Origin of the sequence: Brakhagea baltica (assembly GCF_052161605.1) — a bacterium.
Taxonomy (GTDB): Bacteria; Planctomycetota; Planctomycetia; order Pirellulales; family Pirellulaceae; genus JBKCUI01.
This window is the reverse complement of sequence record NZ_CP197409.1, coordinates 5773506-5799018: the sequence shown is the minus strand read 5'-3', so window position 1 is coordinate 5799018 and position 25513 is coordinate 5773506. Positions and strand designations below refer to the sequence as shown.

The 25513-nt window shown below is 51.8% G+C and carries 23 protein-coding genes; 13 read left to right on the top strand and 10 right to left on the bottom strand.

Translation table 11 applies throughout. The annotated features are described in order from the left end of the window. The first annotated feature begins 77 nt into the window (after window positions 1-77). Genes SH449x_RS22570 through SH449x_RS22555 form a run of 4 tightly spaced genes read left to right on the top strand, consistent with a single transcriptional unit; the run spans window position 78 to window position 5228 of the window. Window positions 78-2474 carry a hypothetical protein gene (locus SH449x_RS22570; RefSeq protein WP_482378341.1) on the top strand — a complete coding sequence of 799 codons (2397 nt, stop codon included), beginning with the start codon at window positions 78-80 and terminating at the stop codon, window positions 2472-2474. Beyond that, complete coding sequence (locus tag SH449x_RS22565) at window positions 2471-4339, top strand: hypothetical protein (RefSeq protein ID WP_482378340.1); 1869 nt, start codon at window positions 2471-2473, stop codon at window positions 4337-4339. Before SH449x_RS22570 ends, SH449x_RS22565 begins: the two co-directional genes overlap by 4 nt. A gap of 44 nt (window positions 4340-4383) precedes the next feature. Then, entirely contained in the window at window positions 4384-4812 is a 429-nt protein-coding gene (locus SH449x_RS22560) for a thioredoxin family protein (RefSeq protein ID WP_482378339.1), read from the top strand. 59 nt (window positions 4813-4871) lie between these two features. After that, a complete protein-coding gene (locus SH449x_RS22555) occupies window positions 4872-5228 on the top strand; it encodes a 2Fe-2S iron-sulfur cluster-binding protein (RefSeq protein ID WP_482378338.1) in 357 nt (118 codons plus the stop codon). Between the two features lie 236 nt (window positions 5229-5464). Here the strand turns inward: SH449x_RS22555 and SH449x_RS22550 are convergent, their stop codons facing one another. Beyond that, window positions 5465-8548: a protein kinase domain-containing protein gene (locus tag SH449x_RS22550; protein ID WP_482378337.1), complete on the bottom strand. Its 3084-nt coding sequence runs from the start codon at window positions 8546-8548 to the stop codon at window positions 5465-5467. Window positions 8549-8692: 144 nt separating this feature from the next. Here SH449x_RS22550 and SH449x_RS22545 point away from each other — a divergent pair, with 144 nt between their 5' ends. Next, on the top strand, window positions 8693-9280 hold the full coding sequence (locus SH449x_RS22545; RefSeq protein ID WP_482378336.1) for an RNA polymerase sigma factor: 588 nt from the start codon (window positions 8693-8695) through the stop codon (window positions 9278-9280). Window positions 9281-9502: 222 nt separating this feature from the next. Here SH449x_RS22545 and lpdA read toward each other — a convergent pair whose 3' ends face one another. Continuing rightward, complete coding sequence (gene lpdA, locus SH449x_RS22540; RefSeq protein ID WP_482378335.1) at window positions 9503-10927, bottom strand: dihydrolipoyl dehydrogenase; 1425 nt, start codon at window positions 10925-10927, stop codon at window positions 9503-9505. A gap of 65 nt (window positions 10928-10992) precedes the next feature. Next, window positions 10993-11604 (bottom strand): 30S ribosomal protein S4, encoded by a 612-nt coding sequence (gene rpsD, locus SH449x_RS22535; RefSeq protein WP_482378334.1) that lies wholly within the window; start codon window positions 11602-11604, stop codon window positions 10993-10995. 403 nt (window positions 11605-12007) lie between these two features. Between rpsD and SH449x_RS22530 the strand changes: the two genes are divergently transcribed. Then, window positions 12008-12895: a purine-nucleoside phosphorylase gene (locus SH449x_RS22530; protein WP_482378333.1), complete on the top strand. Its 888-nt coding sequence runs from the start codon at window positions 12008-12010 to the stop codon at window positions 12893-12895. On the opposite strand, the gene SH449x_RS22525 is transcribed toward SH449x_RS22530, so the two are convergent. Then, entirely contained in the window at window positions 12879-13985 is a 1107-nt protein-coding gene (locus SH449x_RS22525) for a class I SAM-dependent methyltransferase (protein WP_482378332.1), read from the bottom strand. The genes SH449x_RS22530 and SH449x_RS22525 overlap by 17 nt on opposite strands. A 524-nt stretch (window positions 13986-14509) precedes the next feature. Here SH449x_RS22525 and SH449x_RS22520 point away from each other — a divergent pair. Further along, a complete protein-coding gene (locus SH449x_RS22520; RefSeq protein ID WP_482378331.1) occupies window positions 14510-15178 on the top strand; it encodes a response regulator transcription factor in 669 nt (222 codons plus the stop codon). Window positions 15179-15261: 83 nt separating this feature from the next. Here SH449x_RS22520 and SH449x_RS22515 read toward each other — a convergent pair whose 3' ends face one another. Genes SH449x_RS22515 through SH449x_RS22505 form a run of 3 tightly spaced genes read right to left on the bottom strand, consistent with a single transcriptional unit; the run spans window position 15262 to window position 18625 of the window. Then, window positions 15262-16134 carry a universal stress protein gene (locus SH449x_RS22515; protein WP_482378330.1) on the bottom strand — a complete coding sequence of 291 codons (873 nt, stop codon included), beginning with the start codon at window positions 16132-16134 and terminating at the stop codon, window positions 15262-15264. Window positions 16135-16168: 34 nt separating this feature from the next. Beyond that, the gene (locus SH449x_RS22510; protein ID WP_482378329.1) at window positions 16169-17947 is read right to left on the bottom strand and encodes an Hsp70 family protein; all 1779 of its coding nucleotides are present in this window, start codon (window positions 17945-17947) and stop codon (window positions 16169-16171) included. A 42-nt stretch (window positions 17948-17989) separates the two neighbouring features. Then, window positions 17990-18625: a DUF447 domain-containing protein gene (locus SH449x_RS22505; protein ID WP_482378328.1), complete on the bottom strand. Its 636-nt coding sequence runs from the start codon at window positions 18623-18625 to the stop codon at window positions 17990-17992. A 62-nt stretch (window positions 18626-18687) separates the two neighbouring features. Here SH449x_RS22505 and SH449x_RS22500 point away from each other — a divergent pair, with 62 nt between their 5' ends. Beyond that, complete coding sequence (locus SH449x_RS22500; RefSeq protein ID WP_482378327.1) at window positions 18688-19995, top strand: phenylacetate--CoA ligase family protein; 1308 nt, start codon at window positions 18688-18690, stop codon at window positions 19993-19995. A gap of 44 nt (window positions 19996-20039) precedes the next feature. Here SH449x_RS22500 and SH449x_RS22495 read toward each other — a convergent pair whose 3' ends face one another. The 3 genes from SH449x_RS22495 to SH449x_RS22485 form a co-directional block, all read right to left on the bottom strand. Then, on the bottom strand, window positions 20040-20921 hold the full coding sequence (locus SH449x_RS22495; RefSeq protein WP_482378326.1) for a PrsW family glutamic-type intramembrane protease: 882 nt from the start codon (window positions 20919-20921) through the stop codon (window positions 20040-20042). Further along, window positions 20918-21421, bottom strand: coding sequence for a YbjQ family protein (locus SH449x_RS22490; protein ID WP_482378325.1), 504 nt, complete (start codon window positions 21419-21421; stop codon window positions 20918-20920). The genes SH449x_RS22495 and SH449x_RS22490 overlap by 4 nt, the downstream gene beginning before the upstream one ends. Window positions 21422-21495: 74 nt before the next feature. Further along, on the bottom strand, window positions 21496-21816 hold the full coding sequence (locus SH449x_RS22485; RefSeq protein ID WP_482378324.1) for a YbjQ family protein: 321 nt from the start codon (window positions 21814-21816) through the stop codon (window positions 21496-21498). A 385-nt stretch (window positions 21817-22201) separates the two neighbouring features. Between SH449x_RS22485 and SH449x_RS22480 the strand changes: the two genes are divergently transcribed. The 5 genes from SH449x_RS22480 to SH449x_RS22460 all read left to right on the top strand — a co-directional run bounded on the left by SH449x_RS22480 (window position 22202) and on the right by SH449x_RS22460 (window position 25475). Then, window positions 22202-22567 carry a hypothetical protein gene (locus SH449x_RS22480; protein ID WP_482378323.1) on the top strand — a complete coding sequence of 122 codons (366 nt, stop codon included), beginning with the start codon at window positions 22202-22204 and terminating at the stop codon, window positions 22565-22567. 36 nt (window positions 22568-22603) lie between these two features. After that, window positions 22604-23086: a hypothetical protein gene (locus SH449x_RS22475; protein WP_482378322.1), complete on the top strand. Its 483-nt coding sequence runs from the start codon at window positions 22604-22606 to the stop codon at window positions 23084-23086. A 377-nt stretch (window positions 23087-23463) separates the two neighbouring features. Then, window positions 23464-23874, top strand: a complete 411-nt coding sequence (locus tag SH449x_RS22470) for a hypothetical protein (RefSeq protein ID WP_482378321.1) — start codon at window positions 23464-23466, stop codon at window positions 23872-23874. A 332-nt stretch (window positions 23875-24206) separates the two neighbouring features. Next, window positions 24207-24860, top strand: coding sequence for a head GIN domain-containing protein (locus SH449x_RS22465; protein ID WP_482378320.1), 654 nt, complete (start codon window positions 24207-24209; stop codon window positions 24858-24860). A 243-nt stretch (window positions 24861-25103) separates the two neighbouring features. Further along, window positions 25104-25475, top strand: a complete 372-nt coding sequence (locus tag SH449x_RS22460) for a hypothetical protein (protein WP_482378319.1) — start codon at window positions 25104-25106, stop codon at window positions 25473-25475. Window positions 25476-25513 lie beyond the last annotated feature (38 nt).

The window sequence follows — 25513 nt, the reverse complement described above, 5'->3', positions numbered from 1 at the left end:
GCGGGAAATGCCTGCTTTGAGGGGATTTCTATCGGCGGTGGATTCTATCGTGACTGCGAATCGGGTACTATTACAGTATGTCGTACGCACAACCAACCCATAAGAGTCACGGATCGGCTCCCTTACCACAGCCGATCCGACAAACATTAGACCAGCTTCGCTCCTTGCTCGGTCGTTACATCCTTTTACAGGCAGGGGTCTTGTCCGCTCTTTGGGCGGTGACCTTGTTTTGGCTTTGCGGGTGGATCGATTACCTACCCGCTTGGATCGGGGCCTCGGAATCCCCTCGCTGGGTTCGCGTCTGCATGCTGGCGATCTTGAGCGCCGGGATCATTTACCTCTTCTATCAAAATATCATCAAACGCTGGGCCGTTCGTTGGTCCGACCATGCGTTGGCTTTGCTGATCGAACGCAAGTACCCGACTTTCCAAAGCTCGCTGATCACAACGGTGCAATCCGTGCAGCCCTCGGTCACGAGCAACTCCGTGGCGGACCACCCGACCCGTCCAGGCTTGCTCGCTCTCTCGCGAGAGAATGCCCTGAGAGGCATTGAAACGGTGAACGTTGAAGAGCTCGTACTGAAGCGGCCGTTGCAACTGCAACTCGTCCTGCTCGGTTTCACGCTGGCCGTTTCCGTCGTCTTGCTCCTGCTGAACCCTGAGTGGACCTATCTTTGGTCCAAACGATTTTTTGGATTAGCGAATGATCCTTGGCCTCGAAACGTTTCTCTCGGTATCGAGGGAATTGAGTTCGAGGTTCCCAGCTTCACCGGCGCGGAGAACCGCAGTCGCTATCTACTCAGCTTTGAGAATGGAACGCTAACCTATCCCAGAGGGCAATCGGGGCAACTCAAAAGCTTTGCCTCGCTCGATGCCAAAAAGGTCCCGGAGTCTTGTACCGTCTACTACTATGACGCGGATGGGAACCGGGGGCGAGCCAACATGCGTCGCCTCAACGCTACGGATCGCAAGCAGAATTTTCTCCTCGATGGTCCTCCACTCGAATCCCTCAATCAGTCGCTCACCATGAGCATTCTCGGTGGCGATGCCCGACTGAGCGATTTAAAGCTCAAGGTGGTAGACCCGCCTCTCGTGACCGGACTTAACCTCGATGTCACCTATCCAGAGTATCTGCAACGCTCCACCCAATCGCGAACAGGAACCGAGCGGATGGAATACCGAACAGGCCTTCGTATCCCGCTAGGCTCATCGGTGCAGCTATCAGTTCAAGCCAACAAAGAAATACGTCGGTGCGATTTTGTCATCATCGACAGCACGAATCGCGACCAAAAGGTTGCCATTGAGCAGACGGTGGAACTAGAAGCCCCCAGCAAGACGTTCACGATTCCGGTTGGAACGCTACAAGGAAATTTGCTCGTGGAGATGCGGCTTTGGGATGACCAAGGAGTCTGCTCCAACCGAGTGCAACAGTACGTCATCTCAACGATCGTCGATAACCCACCACAAGTGGACATGGTTCTCGACGGCATCGGCAGTGCCATCACCGAACTGGCCTTGTTGCCTATCGTTGGCAAGGTTCGAGACGAATACGACGTGAACGAAATTTGGCTCGAGCTGGCCAACGGCGAGGAGCCCTTGAGACGGACTGACATCGACATTCGCGGGACCGAGGAAATCCGAACTCAAATCGATTGCAAAGAGTTGCGGGATGCGGGAACCATGGTTCTACAGCCGAAATCGACGCTCGCCTTGTCACTGGCAGCGAGCGACTACTATGACCTATCTCCCGAGCCTCATGTCGGGCGATCCGGTCTCATTCAGCTCAGCATCGTGACTCCAGACGAGTTGCTGCTGTTGCTGGACCGACGAGAAGCGGCCATGCGGAAAAGACTCGAAACCATCATCGGTGAAATGTCGCAATTGCGAGATTTGCTGCTGATTTTGGAACGCAAGCCAACTCCGCCTCCGCCGAGTGACGACGACTCTGCCGATCCTCCCCCAGAGGTTAACCAGGAGGAAGAAACCGCGCGTTTCAATCGCTTGCGATTACTTCGTTCCCAGCAAGCCCTCAGTCAGGTATCCAAATCCGAAGGGGAATTGAACGGCGTGGAAAGGGAGATCCTGCAAATTGCTAAGGAGCTCATCAACAACCGAGTCGAGAGTACCGACCGACGGACACGCTGGCAAGAAAAAATTCAACAGCCGCTTCGCTCTATGCTCGATACCAAGTGGGGTGTGTTCGCCAAGGGTGTTTCAGAGCTCGAGAAGCTATTGGCCAAGACACCCGACGATCAGGCTCCCATCAGCGAGCTGACTCGTTCCTCGGTGGAGCGAAGCAATGAGATTATCGTCGACTTGAACGCCATCCTTTCTGATATGCTCGAGATTCAAGATCAGACCGCCATCATCGATATGCTCCGAGACATCATCGACAACAACAGCAGCTTGATCGAAGAAACCAAGGGGTTGAAAAAAGAGCGAGAACGAAAAGAACTATTGGATATCCTAAAATGAACCGATTGACCTCCCCATCGTTTTCGAGCTTGCGAACACTCTTGATCTTGGGTTGCGTCGCGAGTTGTTGGGTACTTAACGGGATGCAACTCGCCATCGGGCAACCGGCACCGGCTGCAACACCCAGCCAAACGTCTGCCAAAGAAGCTGCTGATCTCGAACGCAAGCAAAAGGACTTGGTGCTGAAGCTTCAAAAGCTGGAAGACACATTCCTGCGAATGAGTGAGCTGGAGGCCGTTACCAATCCAACGCATGCGGGATTGCTCATGCAAGCGGCTCAACTAAGCAAGCAGTTGGGAACCCGGCAACGACTCTTCAATGCCAGCGAGATGTTGGCCAAAGGACAATTGAGCCGAGCCATACAAGAACAAGAGTCCGCGCAGGAAAGCCTCAAGAAGCTGCTAGAGCTGTTGCAAAGCGAGAACCGCAGCTCGCGAATCCGGGAGGAACGGGCTCGTCTGGAAGACATTTTAAAAGAACTCCAGCGGATTGAGACTTTGCAGCGATCGGTCCGAGGGCGGACGGAGTCTGGCCAAGATTTAAAGCAAGCCAAGGCGGACCAACAGAATTTGGAGCAGCAGCTCGAGGGTGCGGAATCCGACCTGAAGGATCTCAAGCCCGACTCGGAAGCCAAAAGCTCCGAATCCAAAGGGGAAAAGAAAGACAACCAATCGGCCGAGAAGAACTCCGACGGGGAAAAGTCTGAGGGAAACGAATCAGTAGAAGAATCGGGCGAATCGGACGAGAAGAAATCCGATGACAGCAAGTCAGATGGCAGCAAATCAGGTGAGTCAAAGTCTGAAGAGAAAGAGGCCTCCGATAAAACTCCCCCCGAACAATCGACCGAGAATCCGGGAAAACAGGATCAGTCCCAGCAGGATCCATCCCAGCCTAGCAAGCCACAGGATGCGAAACCAAAAGAGGGCTCGGAAAAGTCTGAGGGATCCTCCGAGAAGTCAGAGTCGGATTCAGGATCCGAGTCCCAATCGGAATCGTCGTCCGATAAGCAACAGCAGCCCAAGACTCGCGAAGAGAACGCCCGAGAACGAGTGCAGCAAGCCAAGCAACGCATGCAGCAAGCTCAACAAAAAATGGACGAAGAAAACCGCCAAGAAGCGGTTGAGGAGCAGCTAGAAGCGGAACGCGAGTTGCGAGAGGCGGTCGATGAGCTTGAAAGGATTCTACGGCAGATTCGAGAAGAGGAGATCGAGCGTTCGTTGGTGGACCTCGAGTCACGACTGCGTCGAATGAGCGAACAGGAACGCATGATTCGGGAAGAAACCGGGAGACTGGATAAGCTCGAGGGGGACGCACGTGATCGAACCCTCGATATTCAAGCCAACAAGCTTGCGATCGAGCAGTCCAAGGTTGTGATGGAAGGGCAAAGGGCTTTGCTGTTGCTGCAGGACGAAGGTTCCAGCACGGCGTTCCCGGAGGCATTGGATCAAATCGTCCGCGATGCACAAACCGTTGCTAAAAAGCTAAGTCAGGGGAACGTCTCCTCTACGACGCAAGCCATTGAGGATGAGATTCTGTTTTCGCTTGAGGAACTGCTTGAGTCTTTAAAGCAGGTCCAAAAGAAACGCGAGGAGAACAAGCGACAAGCCTCTGAACAGCAGGGGCAAGGAGGTTCGGAGGATCAGCCTTTGGTCGACAATTTAGCAGAGCTGCGTCTTCTCAAAACGTTACAATTGCGAGTCAACCGGCGCACGCAATCGCTAGCGCAGCGGCTCGACAAAATTGAGGACACACTCGGCCAAGTCGAAGATGCCGACTCCATAGCGGAAATGGAAGAGTTAGCGACTCGTCAGCAGAAAATTTACGAAGTCACTCGAGAGATCCTTCTTAAAGCGACTCAAAAGTAGCCAATCCCTTAAGGTTTTTAATTCAAAAAAAAGGTCTGAGAACCATGGTCAAATCCGACACCTCACCCGCGCTCAAATTCATCGCCTTTCTCGCGATAATCGCTACAGCTTACGTCGTATTCTTTCGGCCGAGAAACATCGGGGAACGCACGATATCCGAAGACGCGGGCCCGTTTGTTTCTGCCGAGGAGTTTAAGCAGGCGATTACTTCGAACCCCGTTACGTTGGTCAAGTTTGGGGCGACATGGTGCGGGCCATGCCGATACATGGACGACGAGCTGGAGAAGCTAAAGGAGAAGAATTTTGCGGCGTCGGTTCTACATATCGATGTCGACAATAATCCTGATTTATCGAGTGAGTACGATGTGTCTGGCATTCCCAAGACGATTCTGTTCAAGAATGGCGTGGCTGTGGATACTCAAGTTGGCGGCATGAGTGCTGAGCAGATCGAGGAGTGGGTCAATTCGAAGTGAACCGTTGATTGGTTTTCACTTACCTTTAGTTGTTACTAACCAGTTGTAGAAAGAGATTGATGGCGAAGCTTACTGTTGAAGGAATCGGATCGTTCGAGGTTGAGTCCACAAAGCGGCTTGCGGCGGCGATGCGTGAAGCGGGGATTGACCAGTTGCATGCTTGCGGTGGTAAAGCTCGTTGCACAACATGTCGAGTCGAGTTTGTTTCGGGCGAGCCGACCAAGATGACGAAAGCCGAGCAACAGATCTTGTCAGACCGTGGCGTAACCGGTGTACGGCTCGGCTGTCAGATTCTTTGCGATCAAGACATGGAGGTTCGAGTCATCAGTCGACTGGAAGGAAGTGGACGCAAGGACTGTGGCTCACCCATGGCCGACGAGATCGAGCCACCAGCTGAGTGGATTGAAAAGTCTTAAGTTAGCTTGAAGCTTAAGAACCATGAATGGCTTTACCTCATGGGCATAGACTTGCATCCTCGGTGGCACGCACTGAGGAATGAAGGGCGTGCTGATGCGCTGTACCCTATGTTCCTCCGGAAGTGCCGATCCATTGGCCTCAATGCGCCAACTAACAAGGCCGTTCGTGATACTTGCGTTAGATTTCCAACTGCCGCTCACCTTGGCGGGGGTGATACATCAATTGGTAGTTTTGCTCAGAAGACTACTCGCTCGCCGGACTTCAACGAGTTGATACGCCAACCAGCTTTTTCCAGCATCATCTCCAAAATAATCTTTTGTGCATCTCCATCACTTGGCAGATTCGCAGCAATTTCTTCTGGCGGAGCAAGCTCGATCTCCAAGCGATTCGCTTTAGGAACGTATCGCAGTATCCGCACCGACGCAAAATCGCGTTGCCGCTCCCTCTTTTCCGAATCATCGAGATCCTTCATGAAATCGTTATAGGATTCGACAGCGTTCTCGGAAAGCAGGTCCTTTGGATCGATGAAATTGGCCTGAAATCGTTCAAAGACTTCAGCGGGGCTGAGACGATCGCTATGTTGCAGGTATTGAATCCACCGAATCAAGGCCAGTGATAGAAAAGCATCATGTTCATCGGGCTGCACCGGCCAAGCCATTCCTTGAAAAGGGGTCTCTTGAATTATTTGCAAGTCCCCAGTGCTCGACCAACCGAGCACGCCGGGCGTTCGTTCCACCATCCCCTTTATCGGCGGAGCTAAATTGGTAATTTTACCCTGTAGCATTCTGGATAAGAGTTCCAATTGCTGCGCGGGTAGATACTCCTTAGGAACAAGTCCACAGACTTCGAGATAGGCAATCAAGTCTGGTATGCGTACCGCTGCCCCCGCCTTGTGCGAATAGCCATGAGTAGCACCAAGTGAAATGAAAGGGTACTTCGGGGCCAAGAAGCTTTCAACCATACTCGTGGTTGGCATGACCGCCTCGCTATCAGCCCAAAAGGCAATCTTGGAGGCTAGGATCTCCATTGTTGACTCAAGAAACTCTGGATTGTTTGATTGAAGGTCCGTGAGCTCAGGTAAAATACTCCAGAGACGTGTCCATTTATCTTTTCGTTCGCCTTTAAGCAGGACTTTCTGCAAGTCGATGCACCTGTTCGAGTTCATCGAAACAGGCGGGAGCTTGGTAATCGTGTCGTTCGCTCGCACCAGCGGGTGAAGCAGCAAAAATCCTGGATGCTCCGAGAGGAGTCGCTCATTGGACCACATGCTGTTTTGTGAATCCTTCATTACCTCCGAAATTTGATGGAGTGTTAAATTGACTACGATTTTTCTTTCCAGCGTTTCGAAAAGCTTTGAGCCAGAACGAAACCGCTTTATGTCAATCGCTTCATCTATTTCTCTAAACGACTCCACCAAGTTAAACCGCTTCTCCAATTGCTCAACAAATAACTCTTCTACCATCTCATCTGATATCCACTCGATAGCGATCGAACGCTTCGGAGTTACAAATCCGTTTTTCTTTGCTATCTCGATGACCAGCCCGTAGATGGATTCTCGCTCGGTTTCGCTCAAGCCTCGATAGAGACTATTTGCTGCATCGCTCCAACGATCGAACGATCGTTCCAACATGACAGATCGCATTAAGGAACGAATGGATTTACCATCGAATTCTAGGACGAGGGTCTCGGTCGGGAGGCCGAGTTTCGCAATCTCTTCATCCGTACCTAGCGATCCTTTCATTTCTTTTGGTCCGACGGTCGACAAGTCTTGGTGCTTAGCTTTTGTAATCCTTGCAACGACCGTTTCACCCTTCTTCAACACGATAAGACTATCGGAAATCTCCGCTTGATCGGTTGCAGATTCGATGACTGCTTCGTATTCACCCGACTGGAGTGTCGTGAGCGAGTTCCCATGCTTGATACTTAGTTCCCTTTGTGTGCTCGACTTTAATTTCCTCAGTTTGAGGGAAACATCTTCGAGCTCCGATTGAATCACGAGCGTTCCGGAATCACTTTGAATCGTGAGGGTTACTCCAAAATAGACAAGGAACGGCAGGAAACTTGTAGCGATCCATGCCCAATGTCGAGGCACACGTATGCTTGGCCGCTGACGTGCTGCGAGCGGTGGAAGTAGACTTTCGTTACTTTGATCAGCCAACTCATTGCTATGCAACTCTACGTAATTCGACAAAGCTAACAGGTTGGCCGTCTTGCAATATGGTTCGAGAGATTCCGCGACATGAGCAGCAACAGCAGGGCGATCTTCTGGATGCTTGCACAGCATTTGATTTACCAGCTTGCATAGAGCTGATGGTAAATCTGGTCTAAGCGTTTCGACCCGAATGGGATTGTGCTCACTGATGAGTCGAATCTTTTCGAGCGGCGATTGAGACTGGCTCATTCCCAGATGGTTCTGGCCGGTCAGCATACGAAAAAGGGTTGCCCCCAAAGAGTAGATATCTGATCGGGAGTCGACCGTGCCACTCCTTTCCGCTTGTTCGGGAGCCATGTAATCAAAAGTACCGAGAAACTGCCCAACGGTCGTTAGATCATTCGTCGGTGCGGTCCATTGGTCGAAAAGGACCAAGCCGAAATCAAGCAACTTAGGTTGCCCCGTTTTGTCCAGCATAAGATTCGACGGCTTGATGTCGCGGTGAATCATTCCAAGCGAATGCGCGTAAGACAATGCCAAAGCAACTTGTCTCGCTATTTCGCAAATGTCGGCGACGGAGGCTGTTCGAAGAATGACTGCTATCCGTGCTAAGTCCCAACCGTTAACAATCTCCATAGCGAGGTACTGGAACCCTGACTCGATTCCGGCATCGGTTGCATGGACGATGGCGGCATGTTGAATTTTGCCCGCAGCCATCACTTCGCGTTCAAATCGTTCTACGGCCGAGGGTGGACAATTCGCGACCGGTAACAATTTTAATGCGACTTTTCGATGGAGTTTCGTATGCTCCGCTGCGTAGACTCTGCCCATCCCACCGTAGCCAAGTGGGCCGACAATCCTGTAGACGCCCAGATTGTCCGGTACCTCCATTATCGCACTGTTTCTTAGGAAGCGATCGACTTTGATGGTCTGTAGAACTTTGCTCAGGACACCTTCCTCAAAAGACTGATGAATGATATCCGGTTCTGCTGCTTCTAACTCAGACAAGAAATCGTTGCACCTGGGGCAGCATTCCAAATGGTTTTCGAGGCTCTCAATCTCTCGGTCATCGGTCAGACCGAGTAAATATCGTTGCAGTTCATCGCGACCTGGGCAGGGGGTTGGGATACTCGATTGATCTTCATTCAGGGTAGACATCGATAGCATTTTAGCTCCTCTTGTTCCGGTTGTTTGTTTTGTTGGCTGGGTCAGGGGACTATTTTTTGTGGTGTTGCCAATATTCTGAAATCGGGACTAACATAGAAGTCGTGGAGGTGTGACACGAAATTTGATCGATCCAAAACGTGACCTATGAGCAATCAGAACTTTCAGAGTAATGCCTCGAGCGGTACGAGCCCGACTCTTATCGCGCGAGCACAAGAATTCGAACCTAGTTCGTGGAATCGATTGGTATTGCTATACGGTCCTCGGATCCGACATTGGTGTCGTGTTCGAGGTCTCAAGCCCGATGCGACAGCTGACGTGGAACAAGAAACCTGGCTCAGCATTGCCAGAAACCTCCGGACCTTTTCGGGTACGCCGGGAGCTGGGGCATTTCGAGCTTGGTTAAAGGTGATCGTGTCTCGCCGTATTGCGGATCACTACCGTAACAACGCGAGCCAACCTGAGGCTATCGGGGGCTCGAGTGTTCATGAGATGCTGCATGCGATTTCGTTCTTGACCCGAACGAGTGATGTATCGAGCGCTGGCGGTTGTGAGAAATGGCAGTCGCAGATTGACTTAACCAAGTCACAGTATAGCGATCGAGCTTGGGAGATTTTTTGTCGCTCCGTCATCGACGGTCATGGAACGGAATCGGTTGCTCAGGAATTCGGTGTCACGTCAGTTAACGTCAGGAAGATCAGAAGCCGTATTTTGAAAACACTCCGAGATTTTTGATTCGCTGTCGATCTCCAAGAGCGAGTGGACCAACAGAAAGCAGCACTCGAAGCAGATTAGACTTGTAATCATCCCGAGAGAAGGAACGCCTTGCGGACGGAGCTAGTCTGGCCTTACCAAAAAAGAGGTGGCTACCACTGGCACCAGGGGTATGGAGGATCACGCCCTTCGTTCCTCAGGGCGTGCCACCCAACGTTTTTCACTACGCCAAGCCAGTCAAGCCTAATGCTTTTTTGGCTTGTAGATTTCGGTTGCTGTTCCAAAGTGAACTTCACCGGCGTTCATGAGCGTTTCACTGAGAGTTGGGTGAGGGTGAACGGTCTCGGTTACATCGCGGATCTCACATCCCATCTCGATTGCTAACGCTGCCTCAGCGATTAACTCGCCTGCCCCAGGACCAACGATCCCGCATCCAAGTACACGTTGCGATTCGGGTTCGATGAGCCACTTGGTAAACCCTTCGGTGCGACCAAGCGCTTGAGCTCGTCCGCTCGCTGCCCAAGGATAGGTTTCGGTTGCCACAACTAAACCTTCTCGCTTAGCTTGCTCGTCGGTCAATCCAGCCCAAGCAATCTCGGGATCGGTGAAGACCACGGCAGGGATTGCAACTTTGTCAAAAATAGCAGGACGACCGAGGATAACTTCGATCGCGACCTTGGCTTCATGGCTGGCTTTGTGGGCCAACATCGGGTCACCCGCTACGTCACCGATCGCGAAGATGTGCGGATCGCTCGTTCGTTGTTGCTTGTCGCAAACGATAAAACCTCGTTCGTTCACTTTTGCTGAGGTATTCTCTAGCCCCACCCCCTGAGTTACGGGCCGTCTGCCGACACTGACGAGGACCCGATCAAATCGCTCGTGTCCAAACTTACCTGGCCCCTCAAAGGTGACCTCGACCTGATTATCAACTTCGGCAATCGAACCTACCTTGGTGTTCAAATAGATACGGTTATCGAAAAGCGTCTTCAGCCTATTATGCAGTGGCTTAACCAAATCTCGGTCAGCACCGGGGAGCAAGCCTTCGGTCATCTCAACGACGGATACTTTTGAACCCAGGCTGGCGTAAACGGTTCCCATCTCTAGCCCGATGTATCCACCACCGATAACGAGTAGTCGCTCGGGAATGTCTTTCAATAGAAGTGCGCCAGTCGAGTCCATAACTCGATCGGAGCCAATCTTGAACGCGGGTGGCATAGCAGGCACCGAACCGGTCGCCACAACGCAGTAGTCAAACGTCACCTTGCCCCCCTCGGGGATCGACGGATCGTCACCCTCGAGCAGCAGTGTCGTTGAATTTTCAAAGCTGCCTCGCGCTCGAATAACTTTGACGTTACGACGCTTAGCCAGTTGCCCGAGCCCGCCGGTCAAGGTCTCAATCACCTTGTCTTTGCGTGCTCGAACCTTATCAATGTCGATGATGGGCTTCGAAAATTCGACCCCCCATCCTTCGGTTAACTCGTGAGCCTCCTCGATCACCTTCGCCACGTGGAGCAACGCCTTGGAAGGAATGCAACCACGTAACAAACAGGTGCCCCCAAGCCGGGGCTCGGCTTCCACCAAAACAACTTCGAGTCCTTCATCCGCTGCCAGGAAAGCTGCGGCGTACCCACCAGGTCCACCGCCTAAAACAACAACAGATGCATGCATGCGCAAAAGTCCACTCTATCAATGAGGAATGGGAACTCGAAAGTGTCAGTCTTTGGTAGAACCGATTATCGAGACAGGAATTCAACCACGATGTTAGCGTTTACCGGCAGCGAAATGTCGCTCGGACCGGGTTGACCTAGCATCGTAGCTTTGAGCCCTTCGGTGTCGAGCGTCACCCAATCCAAAGGAACTGGGGAATTGTTGGCGATAATGCCACGATAAAGGTTTCGAACTGCTTCGCTGCTTCGGATTTCGATCACATCACCTGGGCGGAGCACGTACGATGGGCTCGTTACCTTGACACCGTTCACTTTAAAGTGACCGTGCACGATCCCCTGACGAGCTTGTGGCCGCGTCTTGGAAAAACCCACGCGACGCACAACATTGTCGAGCCGGCGCTCGCAGATCAACAGCAAGGTTTCCCCGGTATTGCCCTTCTTGCGAACCGCATCAGCAAAGTACCGACGCAACTGACGCTCACCGAGTCCGTAGTAGTACTTGATCTTTTGCTTTTCCGAGAGAGCGGTACCGTAGTTACTGGTGCGGCGGCTCTTTGGGTGCATCCCTGGTGGCTGCTCGCTTCGCTTCTCGTAGGCTCGAACGGCACCAGCGCTTTCAAACAACTGTGCACCGAAACGACGATTGACCCGTGCTTTGGGTCCTGTATATCTCGCCATAATTCTTACTTTCTAAACGGGGTTCGAGCCAATTAGCCGAACTCGGTTACGAAGGGTTCGCGGCAAAGTCCAACGCACTTTCTAACGACATCCGAATCGGATGCCCAGAAAAACGAACAGCCTCCGGGGGACACCCGTGGCTGATAAACCCGCAACGCTGCGGGAGGTGGCTTCGCCTAATATCATGTAAATGCTTTGAAAAGTATGGTAAAGTACCGCCGGTTTCACAAGGCCAAATGATTGCGAATACGGCTCAGGGTGGTGAACAGGGACGTCGTTGGCTGGAAGTTTGGCAACTCCCACTACTCCGCTGTCGGGAAATTTAACAACTTCCGCTGCGAGGCACTCCTCGGTAATTTTGTTGCTCGATTCGAAAACACACGACACAGAAAAAGTTTTACTAATGAACATTCTCGAGCAAGAACGAATCGCGGTTGAATATCTGCGTGCTTCCGCCCCCGTCGATCTGCTGCTCAGAGCCAGCCCCCTGGTGGGCTTGATCCTGGGCAGCGGGCTTGGCTCCCTGGCACAGGAGATTGAGGATCCTATCACTATACCTTATGCCAACATCCCAGGATTCCCTTTGTCCCACGTTTCCGGGCACGCTGGCAATTTGGTTCTGGGGCGTATCGGTCGCAGAGCAGTCGCAGCTTTAGCCGGTCGGGCGCATTTATATGAGGGCTGGAGTCCAGTCCAAGCAACCTTTCCGGTCCGCGTTCTGGCTGGTTTGGGAGTGAAGGAGCTAATCGTTTCTAATGCTTCAGGGGGGATCAATCCACGTTTCCGCAGCGGCCAAGTTGTATTGATCGATCAGCACATTGACGCGATGAGAAAGTCCCCCTTTTCAGAACAAGAGCTAACACTTAGGGGCGAACGAGGTTCGGCTGGCGCAGAGGAGATTCTGCGTTATGGTCATCACAACAGGGTGGGTGGCACCTACGATGAGGTGCTCATGAAAGACGCAGAGCGAGTCGCTTTGTCCCTAGGATTTCCCCTTCACCGCGGTACCTACCTAGCCACCCTTGGGCCGACCTACGAAACGCGAGCGGAGTACCGAATGTTCGCGAGACTTGGGGCTGACATGGTCGGCATGAGCACGGTGCCTGAAGTGCTGGTCGCCCGATCTCGCGCCTTGCGAGTCCTGGCTTTCTCCATCGTTACCAACGTCGCCACGCCGGATGCGCCCACAAAAACCGAGCACAGCGAAGTTCTCGATTGGTCCAAGCAGGCACAATCGCAACTCGTGCCGCTTATTAAAACCTTGCTTAATACTCCTAAGACGTCGCCTTGATACCGGACGCGATAAAATAGCGACGGGACGGGTATACCTCGCAATCCTCGAACCATCTCTTGAGATTCTCTTCGTACCAGCTCGGCTGCTTGTTGACGAGAACGATTCGCCCGCCGGGCCGCAGCGATCGCTGAGCGGCCGCGATAAATTTCTCAGCAATGTGAAAGTCGCCATAATACGGCGGGTTTGCCAGCGCCATGTCATACGAGTTAGGATCGCCATAGACACCTGTGTAATTGACCTCGGCGGTGATATTCGTCAATTGATTGAGCTTCGCCCCCCGCATCAAACAATCGATGGCCCGGGCACTGGAATCCACCGCATGAATGTGGGCCGTTGGGTCTCGCATGGCAAGCCCGAGGGCTACTGATCCACTGCCACACCCGATGTCTAGCAATCTGGCTTGAGGATAGACGTCCACGGCATCGAGCAATTGCCTGGCACCATTGTCAAGCTTTCGGTGAGAAAAAACGCCAGGCCTTGTCACTAGCTTGACCAGCTCGTCACAATCGCGGAACGCTAACTCGCAACTGAAGTCCTTGAGTTTTTTCAACTCGGCGGTTTTCTCGATCCAATAAACTTTTCCACGTTTATGGTTCTTGAACTTAATGCTCTTTTCAAACGACTTCATCTGGTTCAGAAGCCATGTGTCCTCTTTGTTGTCGACCGCAGCAATGAGCCAGCCACCGATTCGTAGTTGGCAAAAGAGCTGTTGCAAGTAATCGCGTGCCAGCTCTGTTTCTCCTGTACTAACAAGGCTAAGGATAGCCATGTCAAAGGTCTTGCTCGGCGCATCGGCCGCACAAAGAATCTTGAGATTTTCTGGGGCCGAAATGGGCTGGTTGTCCAAGTCCAATGCGAACTGCATCGATGTGCGATTTGCCTGGAAGGAATCTATATGCCAGCATGATGCTTCGGAATGTTCCCAGTTCTGGCAGATCCACTCTGCAGCCTGGTGTCGCCCAGAGGAGACACTAAGAATCTGCAGGCGAGACTCGCTAGAGCCCTGCGGCCTTTTGTCTGCTCCCCACGAACCAAGCTCCTCGATCAGCAGGCGTTCCTCTATCCTCGGAGAAGTTCGGCTTGCCATTGCATTCTCCGAATCGGTGCCTGAGGCGGATTTGCGGCGGGACGTTTTGTCACGGGGTTTAGGATTCAAAGCTATTTTGCTCGCGATTGTTTTGTCTGAGTTTGTTTGATTTCTGGTCTGTTTGCCCACATGGTGGCCTGAAGGCACCGCATGGTAACCTGACGGAACGTTGGTAGCCACGTGCGACGATGAGAGGGTGGAACATCCTGAGGAACGAAGGTTGTGGTGCATTAAAACGCCCTTCGCTCCTCAGAGCGTGCCACCGGGCTCACAACAAGGCCACATTATTGGCAAATTCCGCAACTGCGGCAGGACGATTTTCTAAAATTCCGTCCCGAATCTACCGGAACCTTGGTTACACCCACGGGTTTACATTTTTGCGTTTTTCGTTTTTTGAGCAACCAAAGATGTGTTCGGCCACTTCGCTGGGCGAGCTAGCAGCACGGAGAAACAGATCGATCATGTAGATAATTTCCATCCCAAGCACGCCAGATACACCAACCCAATACAACCACTTGTTACAATTGGACTCCAAACCACTTGATCCAGCAGTGCAGGTTGATCCGGCCTTGCAGGTAGCGGTCTTGATCGTCGACAACGACAAAAAGGCTCAAAAAAGCATTTTTGATCTAGTTTCGCGTCAGGGTATCAGCTGCCAGGTGTTCGAAACCGCCAGCCTTTTCCGACAATTAGTCGTAGAGGAACCGGTCGGCTGCATGTTTATTGGTAGCGAGCTGGATGACATGCCTGGTATCGATCTCATGCGGCACCTAAAGGACATGGGTTGGAATGTTCCGACGATTATCACAGCCGGACTTGGTAGCGTCCAATCGTGCTCGGACGCCTTTCTTTCCGGTGCCCTGGCTTATTTGGAAAAGCCATTCGCGCCGAATCAACTCGAGGACAGTTTGAGCCGTGCGATTGCCGTCTCTCAGCAAAAAAAGCTGAACGATGATCGACGCAACAAGGCGGTCAGTTTGCTTGCGAATTTGACACAACGCGAAAAAGAAGTTGTTTCGAGGATCGTTCAAGGCCTACCAATCAAGAGCATCGCCGCCCTTTTCGGAACCAGTTTTCAAGCCGTCGCGAGGCATCGCCAGCGCATCTTGGACAAGTTAAGCCTGTCGAACGATGTCGCTCTGACCCGATGGGTGCTGGAAATGGGAATTTTGAAAGAGCTCCCCGCTGAGTAGCGATATCTACACAGCAAGCTTTTTCTAGCTGCGGCATTCGGGCAAACAACTTAGATCGTGTTTGCCACCAAGAACTCTCGCGGCTAGTTAGAAACTTGCGGAGCCTTTACCATCAGCACGCTACAGGTCGCGCTGTGTAAAACATGCCGCGCGACACTTCCGATCAAGATTCGCTGGATCGCAGATCGTCCTTTGTCACCAATGACTACGAGCGAACTGTTGTTGCGATCGGCAAAGCCAATGATGGTGGATGCGACCGAAATCGCTTCGACGACATGCACGTCTACGTTCTTATAGATCTGCCTTAGCTCTTCTGATTGGCCCTCTATTTCGCTCTTCTGGGCATCCACGTGTTCGGCATCGTAAACAATATCTTCCGGCAACTCTTTCGGACGCGGCAGGACGGATAATATAGATATGCGAGCATCGGGAGTCAGTCTCCAGGTCTTGAGATACTCCAATGCCATCTTGGAGTTCTCAGAGCCATCCCACGCCAACGTGACGTGAGGGGACTGCTCAACTCCATCAGGATGATTCGCTGGTCGCACTACCAACACTGGGCAATGGGAGTGGCTGACAACCGAATCGCTGGTGCTCCCCAAAAGCAAACGAGAAATGAATCCGGCACCACGTGCTCCGATCACCAACAAATCCACCGGATGACTTTCGGTCCAACCGACAATTTCATTTGCAGCATGGCCGCTCCGCTCGATATGTTGTCCGCTACGACCGCTCTGCTTGAGAACATCTTCTACCGCAGTAAAGGTTTCCAAAGCGACTTGTTTCTGCAAGCTTTCCACTTGCTGTCGCATCTTGCGATTCAGTACGCCGTACGGCTGTACATCATCTACCGTCAGTACTGTGATTTCGTGAGGCACGTTCGCACTGAGGCGGCAGTACTCCTTGACGGCATCGAGCGACGCTGGCGATCCATCCGACGTTAATAAGATTTTCATGCTCTGGTTTTCCTTTGCTATGCCAGCGAATTGATTAATCAGGTGATCGAACTTGTAGTTCCAGTTTCCAAGCGTCATCGGATCGTGACGATTTGCAATAGAGCTCAAGCGTTCCTAGCTCGGTAACTCGACTCTCAAAACGTACCGGAACCAACCCCGGCGTATCAGTAGCAGCCAACTCTGTCTCCATGGGTGGTGTTTCCGTCAATTCTCCCTCGTCCCATTCTTTGAGCAACTGCCCAGGCTTGTCCGCTGTTCTCGTGGTGCTAGAGAAAAAGCGAAAACGTGCCTTCTTGCCAGTCCTAAGTCCAACCTCCTTGCTACCAATGATACACTCCGTCCCTTCCTCCATCCCGTGAGGTACTACGCACAAGGCATGTAGCGGACGAGGAATTCCCGGGATGGCAGGTCCAGTCGATTCGATGCCAATGTAATAACTGCGAGCAGTCCCCCCACGTATGCGAATGCCGCCGTGATCCTTTGCCCACAAGTAATAAACGGCTCCGCAAGCGACCGCTTGATCCAAATCCTCCACACCTCCCAACACAAACAGTGCATCCTCCGAAGATTGGTTCCAATTCGAGATGGTTTGAACGAGACGATTACGGAACGGCGATGCGTTGAACACACCGCCGTTAAACAATAAATGCGAAATCCGCTGACTGGGAGTTTTGTGCAAATGGTCGCCTAAAAAAGCAGCCACATGTTTCGTAATGGCGGAGTCGGGCTCGAACGGCAGCCCGATTTCCTGAAAGCCCGTTTCTCCCGACTCGACCGGTCGATCTTGTAAATCCACGACTGGAAAGAACCCATCAACCAAAGTAGACTCAACGATCGATCGCTCGAGATCCACGGATATCGTCCCACCGATCAATTTGCTACCACGTCCCAAAATGTTGAGCGGCACGCTGCTGGGAGCTTTAGGGTGGAGCAGCGATTCCTTAGCTAATCGACAGGAATGCCATAGCGATGTCGACTGCCATGCATTGAGCTTGTGCCCCTTGGAGGCAAAGAGTTGCGAAGCAACGTGAGCGAGGGTCAAGTCCATGTTGTCTCCACCAACCAACAAGTGCTTGCCGACCGCCAACCGACTCAGTTCCAACTCCCCGGCTTCCTCGGTGACTTGCACTAGTGTCAAGTCGGTAGTTCCTCCCCCGACATCGCACACCAAAAGGGAGTCATCTTTTTTAAGTTGTCGACGCCAATTGTCTCCCTGGGCGTGAATCCAATTGTAGAGGGCCGCTTGTGGCTCCTCCAAAAAAACAAAATCTTCGGGGAAACCAGCTGTCATAGCTGCCTGCTTCGTAAGCTCCCTGGCATCGAGGTCAAACGAAGCAGGTACGGTTATAGCCACCCTTTGCTCATGAAACGGTGCATCCGAAAATTGCTGGCTCCAAGCATCGACTAAATGCATCAGATACGCTGTGGTCGCCTCCAACGGGGACAGCCGTAACTCCGGTGTATCGTTCTCGAAAGGAAGTAACGGGCTAGTGCGGTCCACAGCACTATGACACAGCCAGCTCTTAGCGGCGGCAATCACACGATCAGGTTGCTCGCTAGCGACGCGGCGCGCATACTCTCCAACCACACCGTATGGTGAACGAAATCCATCCATGCGAAAGGTAGGATCCGGCTCCCCATCCATCCGCAACAGAAACGATGGCAGAGACAACCGTCTTTCCACGGTGCCTGGGGCCGTAATCTGTGGAATAGGCAACACGGCAATCATGGCCTCCGGCTCGTCGGCAGGAGCAAAGGCGAGCACCGAATTGGTCGTCCCTAAGTCGATCCCAATGTGATATTTGGCTGTCATTACAATTCGAATTCTAAGAAACTTGGTCCCAAACCGGATCCATTATGGCATGACCAGAGCTGTGAGCAACGCCAACGCGTCCAGTTCCTCAGGACCAGCGGTTTTGTGGATGATGATTCGGTGCCGCTCCCATTCTGCGTCCCAGGTTGCTCGATCGGTGAGATGCTTACGGCTGACCAATATGGCTAGCTCCAGCAACGAATGCTTCGCCCGATTCCAGCCCCAGAAATCGCCGTTGGAGCCTTGGCTAACAACCTGACATACGGCAGTCGCCCGAGGAGCCGACGTGTCCCACTGGGTGACCTCCAATCCGATGTAACGATGGCACCGATCCAAAACCCAGCCCAACTCGCTGTGAAGCGTTGCGGATCTTGCGCGTGCAATCTGCGCCGCCCACTTTACACAAGCTTTTTCACGCATATCCGCTGCACTCGAACCTTGGATCGAATTCGATGTGGTGGAATTGCCGAGCCCCAGCACGCTGGCGGTGAGCAAAAACGCATCGTCGGTGATATGAAATACGGCCCGCCCACTACGATGTAAATTCGAAAAAGTGGTTGATGTTTGAAAGGGGTACAACGTCCAAGTACTAAAATCCGGATCGACATGCGGCCCGATAGGTGCCACATGCATTTTCCCGTTTTCGTCTTCGGTGGTTATAATCCCTTCTACAATCATTCCGGTAGTTTATCACGAAACTGGATTTAACGAACCCACAATAACGGTTGGCCAACCCATCAATGAGCTCCCATTCCAGTGACTCGAGTCTATCTAGTTTCGAGAGCCGACGTGCTTTTTTGCACTTGCCACGTGCCGATCTTCAAACCTACCAGCTTGGCCGATTAAACGCCTTGCTCCGTCGAGTCTTGCCCGCAAATAGCTACTATCGCAACAAACTCCAGGGAGACTGCTTGCAATTAGATTCTCTGAATCAGTGGCAAGAGTTCCCGTTGTCTACCAAATCCGAATGGCTCGCGACCACCGAGGATGGTGTCGCCAAACATCATACCTACTGGGGCGAACAAGCGCAGTCGCTTTACCATCGCTACCACCGAACGAGCGGCACGCATGGCCGGCCCATGGTGATCCAAGATACCAAAGCGGACTGGGAATGGTGGACGAACACCTGGCAGTATGTGCTCGATGCGTGCCAAATCGAGAGCAGTGATCGCATCCTCATGGCATTCTCCTTCGGACCGTTTATTGGCTTTTGGAGCGCTCATGACGCTTGCCTAAAACGTGACTGTCTTGTCATCCCTTCGGGAGGGATGTCGACTGTCGCAAGACTGGAGATGATTCGCACGTCACAACCTTCTGTGCTTTTCGCGACTCCTAGCTATGCACTGCACTTAGCACAAGCGGCCCGAGAACGTGGTCAATCCCTTCGAGATAGTTCCATTCGCATCGTCTTTGTCGCGGGTGAACCGGGAGGTTCGATTCCCTCTGTTCGAGCTCAGATCGAGCAAAATTTTGGTGCTCGGGTCATGGATCACGCTGGAGCTACCGAGATCGGTCCATGGGGGTTCGGTGCATCAGATGGTAATGGATTGCATGTCATTGAATCCGAATTCATTGCAGAGTTCTTGCCTCTAGAAGGGCGTAACTCTGGCGATTCGAACTCAGACTATCGAGAGCTCGTGCTTACATCGCTTGGGCGAGTAGGTGCACCTGTACTGCGGTACAGGACGGGAGACATTGTTAAACCGAGGTACGACAATTGCTCCGACACGACCTTTGTCGAGCTCGAGGGTGGAATACTGGGAAGAGCGGACGACATGTTCGTGGTCCGAGGTGTGAACTTGTTTCCTTCGAGTATCGAGGCGATTTTGAGACAGTTTGAGTCTGTCAAAAACTTTCGCATCAATTTGGACAAAAGAGGGGCGATCGATGAAGTGACTCTCGATGTCGACGTTGCCGAGAATCAAGTGCCTGCCATTGAAGAAGCGCTACAGGTCCAACTCGGCTTGAGGATCAGTGTTCGAGCAACCTCGCCAGGCAGTTTGCCTGCCTCCGAAGGAAAAGCCAAGCGAGTTCAAAAAATCATTTAGTTGCAATCGATTACCCACGTGGCAAAACGAAAAATCGCCCCACACTAAAACAAAAAACTCTCCCCCAAATACGCACTCAAATTGTAAATCGCATGGAGAGTGATCGCGGTGGCAATCCAAAGCCCTCCGTCACTGATACGTGGTGGAGATTGGCGGAACAGCATCCCGTGACGCATTCGAATCAGACCGTATGCTGCGATCGTCGAGCAGACCGTATGTAACGCCACACAAACAGTCCAACGCCATACTACCAACCCAGGGCTCGCTTGAGGTATATATACATTGAGGTAGATCCAGTTTTCAATCGCAGCGAACAAAAGTCCTCCACCGACACCACAAAGATAAATCTGAACCCTGTATGCGAATAACCACGGACGCTTTTCGACAATCCAAAGTGCTAAACCGATTTTGAGGATCTCTTCTACAGTGGGGCCGAAAAGCACGACCATGACCAGAAGTTGACCTCCTGCCGATCCGAAAAATGCACCAAAGATTGCAGCCGGCCCCGACAAAAACACGCATGCCGCAGTGACCAGCCACGTCGTGGCTACCGAGGTCTGCGACACTTGCTTCAGGTAATAACGGAACCATGTGACGGCCCGTTCATCAGGTCCAGAATGGGACAAGCCCGATACCGTTGGTTCATCCCAAACGGAGTGCTCTGCCAACTCCTGTTCCGAAAGAGCACCGGGATGGACACTAAAGTGACCTGCCTCTTCGTGTGGTATGTGTTGATCGTTTGGTGATCCAAGAAAATCGGACTTTGAGAACCAGGGCTCTGCCTCGATCGAATGATCTCTTGGATTGGCGGTAGAAGGTTTGTCAGCGAGCGGCGAAAGCTGGGTTTGATACGGACTAGGTTGAGGCACCGAACCGGCACTGTTTTTCTGCGGGGGATGATTAGGCTCAGGTGCCACACCACTCATAAAGAATCGCTAGCCTGTTTTGCGGTATCAGCCGACGGAGCGTAATAGTAGGCCGTACCGTAGGCAATACAGCACGACATGGCCTGAGCACCCCTTTTCCGCCGTTCCCCGATTTCTACTGCTTCCACCCGCACATTGCAGAGTGCGTTATATCCGAGTCCCCTCGCTTGATCGACCAAACGTCGGATCGCTTCCCGTTTGGAGCGATCAGCCATGCGACTGTAGGAACGCACTTCGCCTCCGAAGAGGTTGCGCCAGGAGGCTAAGAAATTCTTAAGATAGTCGCTGGCAATTACAACTTCCGAAGTCAGAAGCGAGGGAGGTTGCTGACCAGAGATAGCGTTTGGATACGTTTTCAACTGGGTCACCAAAAAGCCTTGGCGCGATTGCTCATGGTCGACGAGTGTTCGCAAGTGCGATTTCTCAACCCATCGTCCTATCAAAACACCGAAAACAAAAAGTGGAACTACGGTAAACAAAAGACCTATGAGAAATTCCATGGATTACCTAACTCATACTAAGGGGAAATGGCCTGGTCAAAGAACACGCGTTCAGGGGTTATTGTTTGCCCCGTTTAGGCTGGTTCGATAATCACTGCAGTCCCATAAGCGTAGAGTTCCGAAGCTCCGGCAGTTATGGAGCTTGTTGAGAAACGGACGTTCACAACGGCATTGGCCCCCAATTGTTGTGCTTGTGCGAGCATCCTCTGCATGGCTTCACGTCGAGATTCTGTCAACAGCTCTGTGTATCCCTTGAGTTCACCTCCCACCAGATTCTTAAAACTGGCCGCAATGTCGCGACCGACATTCTTGGCCCTCACGGTATTTCCTTGTACCAGTCCGAGCGTCTGGCGAATGTTGTGTCCACTCACGGTTTCCGTATTCGTTACAATCATGAAAAGAGTCCTCGAAATGAAGATAGACATTAAACCGAGCAAAACGAAACTCGTTGCTAATGTAAGGGCCTGGAACATGCAGTCAATATGGGGATAAAGAATCTAAAAACCCGCAAATTGGGGCCAACCGCGTGCCGCATGTTTCTCAAAGGATGCGAAAGCAACGTTAGTAAATGCTGAGCAGCCTGGGATTTTGCGTTTACTACATGGCTCGCCCTCCGCCTCATGACGGTGCGGAATCGAGAAGAATCCAAGATTCGGTTGCGAACCGCGACCGGCCAAGCGATAATCGCCGGCGTATATGAGCATCCCCGTTCAATTTGCATGTACGATCTTTCCCAAAGTTCCGACGGAGGAATTGCATTTCGTTCAGCGTTGAAAGACCATGGCAACACTTAATACCACCACTCACTGCAATAACTGCGGCGTTCGCTTGCCTAAAGAGGACACCGCGGAATGTCCAAGCTGTTTCAGAGAGCTTGCGCAAGAAGACAAGTGGAGTGAGCTTAAAGAATGGGCACCAACGCGAGAGTCAGGACGAACGCGTTACATTTTCCAACGCTGGGTGATAGGCTGGGGTGGCCTCCTCGCATGTGCCACGTCCCTTGGTCTTTTGCTCAAAGGGGCATTCTGGCAGGTCTTCGCGTTTACTTGGATCGCTTTCGTAGTTGGCGGTTACCTGATGGGCGTGTTGTACTGGCGTGGTGCAGAACGCGAATATGCGGACACGGAACAGAAAAGCCGAACATGAATGGGCATGGATTTCGCTTTTAGGAGGCACTAACAAGTGGCTGTCGCTTATCGAAATCGCTATGTTGTTGGAACGTTAACCGGGCTCGCATGCCTTGTCGGAATATGGTTTGCCCTAGATCGCACTCTGTTTGAACACATGCGTCGTTGTCAAGTTTCCGATGCAATTAGGTTGCGTATTGGCCATCTCATCCTTGCGACTCCCACTGGGCTGGACGACAACGAATGGGCTGCTGCCGTACGATGGACCGATAATCTGCACGGAAATAGCATGTTGCAATTCCATGCAACACTGTTGGATCTGAAGCAGCTAGAGGCCGATATTGCTTTACGACAGAAGTCCTACGTAGATATGGAAACAATCGAATGGATTTGGGATCGGTACGCGGAACTCACACCTTCGGGCGAGCGGTACAACGAACGATTTCGTTCAACGATGTATGAATACATGGAATCCGCACGTGCTAATGGCGATCCGTATGGCGACTACAAATCGTATCGCGACTGGGTCTCCCGCTAAATCGATGTTCCCCATGGCCAGCATGGGCCATTCCCAGAAATTAGACCAAGTAGCAGTATAGCGCTCTGTGCGAGAAAATCATGAAATCGCATCAAATTCAAGGACGCTTGTCGGTGGCCCGTCTTCAGAGCGAAGTCTAACTTTTCGAAGGGAAAACAACCCGTAAGGGCTGCCAATCACGACCTACTCGGAATAAGATTTCCATGAAGTGCCGGGACCACAGACGATTGCAGTTGAGTTCGATCGCAGGCAGTGGCTTACCGTCCGTTTTCATCTATTTGGATCAAAATTGTTGACTATCCTCGGATAGCACTTCACACTAACGGTTTCGCCGGTAAAAAAGCAGGATAATTTCACGTTCGTCGTTGGAGTGAGTTGTGACGCGTGCTGAATACATAACCGCATTAAGACGGTCTCGGTGTTGGGCATGGACAGCGTATTCGACCATCTCAATCGCGATTATGCTTTTGCTATTCTCCGCATGGTATGCCTACTTCCCGCAGATTCACGCGTTGAGCATGGTGTTCCACGATCGCACCAAAAATTTGCAAGACGACGGGTACTACGGCGCCATCATGGGTTTGGTTTTTGGCGTCACATTCCTGCTACCATCAGGACTCCTGCCGCTATTGCCCTACGTCTGGCTAGATCGGCGACTGGGCGTAGCTTGTAGCCATTGCAATTCGTCCCTTACCTTATACCGGCGTTCGGATCATATCCTTACAAACGGCACATGCATTAAGTGCGGTGCCTTTGCACTGGCGTGCGAAGTACATGAACCCAAATAGGATCAGATTTCGCATCCAAGTACTATGTGAGGGCTTAAGCCTTGACTCATGATCTTACTTCGCTTCTCACCGAAACTAGCAAACGAGTATTTAAACCCGCGTTCGGTAAATGGTGGTTTCTCATTTGCCTTGCTTTAAGAAGCAAGCCATCGCGAAAACAGCAATTAGTCCCTAACCTTTCCAACGAAAGTCCGTAGTTGGAGAAATTTCCGTTGATAAAAACCAAGGCTTCGGTAATGCTCTAGAATAAGTCTTTAGTGTCCTGTTGGACGAGGGTTCCGCCAAGCCCATCTTTACTCGAAAAAACATACCAAGGTCCAAGGCTAATAGCTATGAATCGATTGATCCAGTATTTCCCCGTTTACGCTACGTTGTTGGCTGTTTCGGGCTGCTCCGTTGCCATCACAGGCTCTGGGGTTTCTCAGTCCGAAGCCCGAGACCTTGATGAATTTCGTTCGATTCGCAACACTACGGTCGGTGAAGTGATGATCACGATTGGCGATAACCAAACAGTAGAAGTCACCGCAGATGATAATATACTTCCGTTGGTAGTTACCGAAGTGGTAGATGGTGAGTTGATCATCAAGTCCACAGGTAATTTTTCTACATCGCTCGGATTGCTGGTCAACATAACTACACCGATGGTGGAATCGGTAAGCTCCGCAGGTGTAGGGAACACGAAACTGCTTGGGATCGATAGCGACAAACTCAATGTTAGGCTTTCCGGAGTGGGTAGCATTCAGGCCGAAGGAAGCGTGAAAAACCTCAATGTCTCGGTCACCGGCGTCGGAGGCGTTAACTTCAGCAAATTGATTGCGGAAAACGTCTCGGTTAAGGTTTCCGGTGTGGGTAGCGCTGTTGTCCACGCGTCCCAATCCATCAATGCATCTACGACGGGTGTTGGGAGTATCAGAGTTGCAGGAAATCCCGAAGAGAAAACGGTCAAGAAAACCGGTGTCGGCTCGATCTCGTTCGTGGAACAGTGATGAGCCCCGGTGGTTCGTTTCGTTTAAGGTGCCTGCAACGCCCCAGGCTCACCACCGAGTTAACTCGGTGGGAGTGTGACTCGTCAGTGAAGCCGAATGATAAAAGCTTGTGGTGCTTGTTCTCGAAACAGCGTATGGAATACGGGTACTGTGAAAACCTGAGTAAGAGTAAGAGTAAGAGTAAGAATTTTCGATACAATTGACCAATGTTGTTGACTTTGGCTCACTCGAAGAGTTCGCTTAATGAAGGAAACGGAGAATCCATACTCGCCACCTAGAGAAAATCCTGATTCGTACTCGAGTGCATCTCAGAAAGCCTCACTCAATGGAAAACGCCTCGTTGCAATTGTCGTTCGAATAGTTTTTCGCTTCTTCGGATCTTTGGCGACAACGTTCTTCGTCTTGATAGATCTCAAAGGGTTAGGAGTTAACTGGCCTAATGTACTTCCTTTGCTCGCAATACTTTGGATGGGATGCATCGTAAGTCATTTCCGTCTCAATCTCCGTTCGACGTCAGACAGGCTAAACTTGATCACCGGATGGCCACTCTATTTGGCCGGGACGATTGTTGCGATGATCATCGTCGCAACGGAAATGCATCCTAAAGGACTTTGATCGGATTCAACATTGTTCCGGTTTGAGGCCAAATGGAT

Coding starts and splice junctions, on each gene's coding strand:
- SH449x_RS22570 (WP_482378341.1), top strand. CDS start 78: ATGTCGTACGCACAACCAACCCATAAGAGTCACGGATCGGCTCCCTTA.
- SH449x_RS22565 (WP_482378340.1), top strand. CDS start 2,471: ATGAACCGATTGACCTCCCCATCGTTTTCGAGCTTGCGAACACTCTTG.
- SH449x_RS22560 (WP_482378339.1), top strand. CDS start 4,384: ATGGTCAAATCCGACACCTCACCCGCGCTCAAATTCATCGCCTTTCTC.
- SH449x_RS22555 (WP_482378338.1), top strand. CDS start 4,872: ATGGCGAAGCTTACTGTTGAAGGAATCGGATCGTTCGAGGTTGAGTCC.
- SH449x_RS22550 (WP_482378337.1), bottom strand. CDS start 8,548: ATGCTATCGATGTCTACCCTGAATGAAGATCAATCGAGTATCCCAACC.
- SH449x_RS22545 (WP_482378336.1), top strand. CDS start 8,693: ATGAGCAATCAGAACTTTCAGAGTAATGCCTCGAGCGGTACGAGCCCG.
- lpdA (WP_482378335.1), bottom strand. CDS start 10,927: ATGCATGCATCTGTTGTTGTTTTAGGCGGTGGACCTGGTGGGTACGCC.
- rpsD (WP_482378334.1), bottom strand. CDS start 11,604: ATGGCGAGATATACAGGACCCAAAGCACGGGTCAATCGTCGTTTCGGT.
- SH449x_RS22530 (WP_482378333.1), top strand. CDS start 12,008: ATGAACATTCTCGAGCAAGAACGAATCGCGGTTGAATATCTGCGTGCT.
- SH449x_RS22525 (WP_482378332.1), bottom strand. CDS start 13,985: ATGGCAAGCCGAACTTCTCCGAGGATAGAGGAACGCCTGCTGATCGAG.
- SH449x_RS22515 (WP_482378330.1), bottom strand. CDS start 16,134: ATGAAAATCTTATTAACGTCGGATGGATCGCCAGCGTCGCTCGATGCC.
- SH449x_RS22510 (WP_482378329.1), bottom strand. CDS start 17,947: ATGACAGCCAAATATCACATTGGGATCGACTTAGGGACGACCAATTCG.
- SH449x_RS22505 (WP_482378328.1), bottom strand. CDS start 18,625: ATGATTGTAGAAGGGATTATAACCACCGAAGACGAAAACGGGAAAATG.
- SH449x_RS22500 (WP_482378327.1), top strand. CDS start 18,688: ATGAGCTCCCATTCCAGTGACTCGAGTCTATCTAGTTTCGAGAGCCGA.
- SH449x_RS22495 (WP_482378326.1), bottom strand. CDS start 20,921: ATGAGTGGTGTGGCACCTGAGCCTAATCATCCCCCGCAGAAAAACAGT.
- SH449x_RS22490 (WP_482378325.1), bottom strand. CDS start 21,421: ATGGAATTTCTCATAGGTCTTTTGTTTACCGTAGTTCCACTTTTTGTT.
- SH449x_RS22485 (WP_482378324.1), bottom strand. CDS start 21,816: ATGATTGTAACGAATACGGAAACCGTGAGTGGACACAACATTCGCCAG.
- SH449x_RS22480 (WP_482378323.1), top strand. CDS start 22,202: ATGGCAACACTTAATACCACCACTCACTGCAATAACTGCGGCGTTCGC.
- SH449x_RS22465 (WP_482378320.1), top strand. CDS start 24,207: ATGAATCGATTGATCCAGTATTTCCCCGTTTACGCTACGTTGTTGGCT.
- SH449x_RS22460 (WP_482378319.1), top strand. CDS start 25,104: ATGAAGGAAACGGAGAATCCATACTCGCCACCTAGAGAAAATCCTGAT.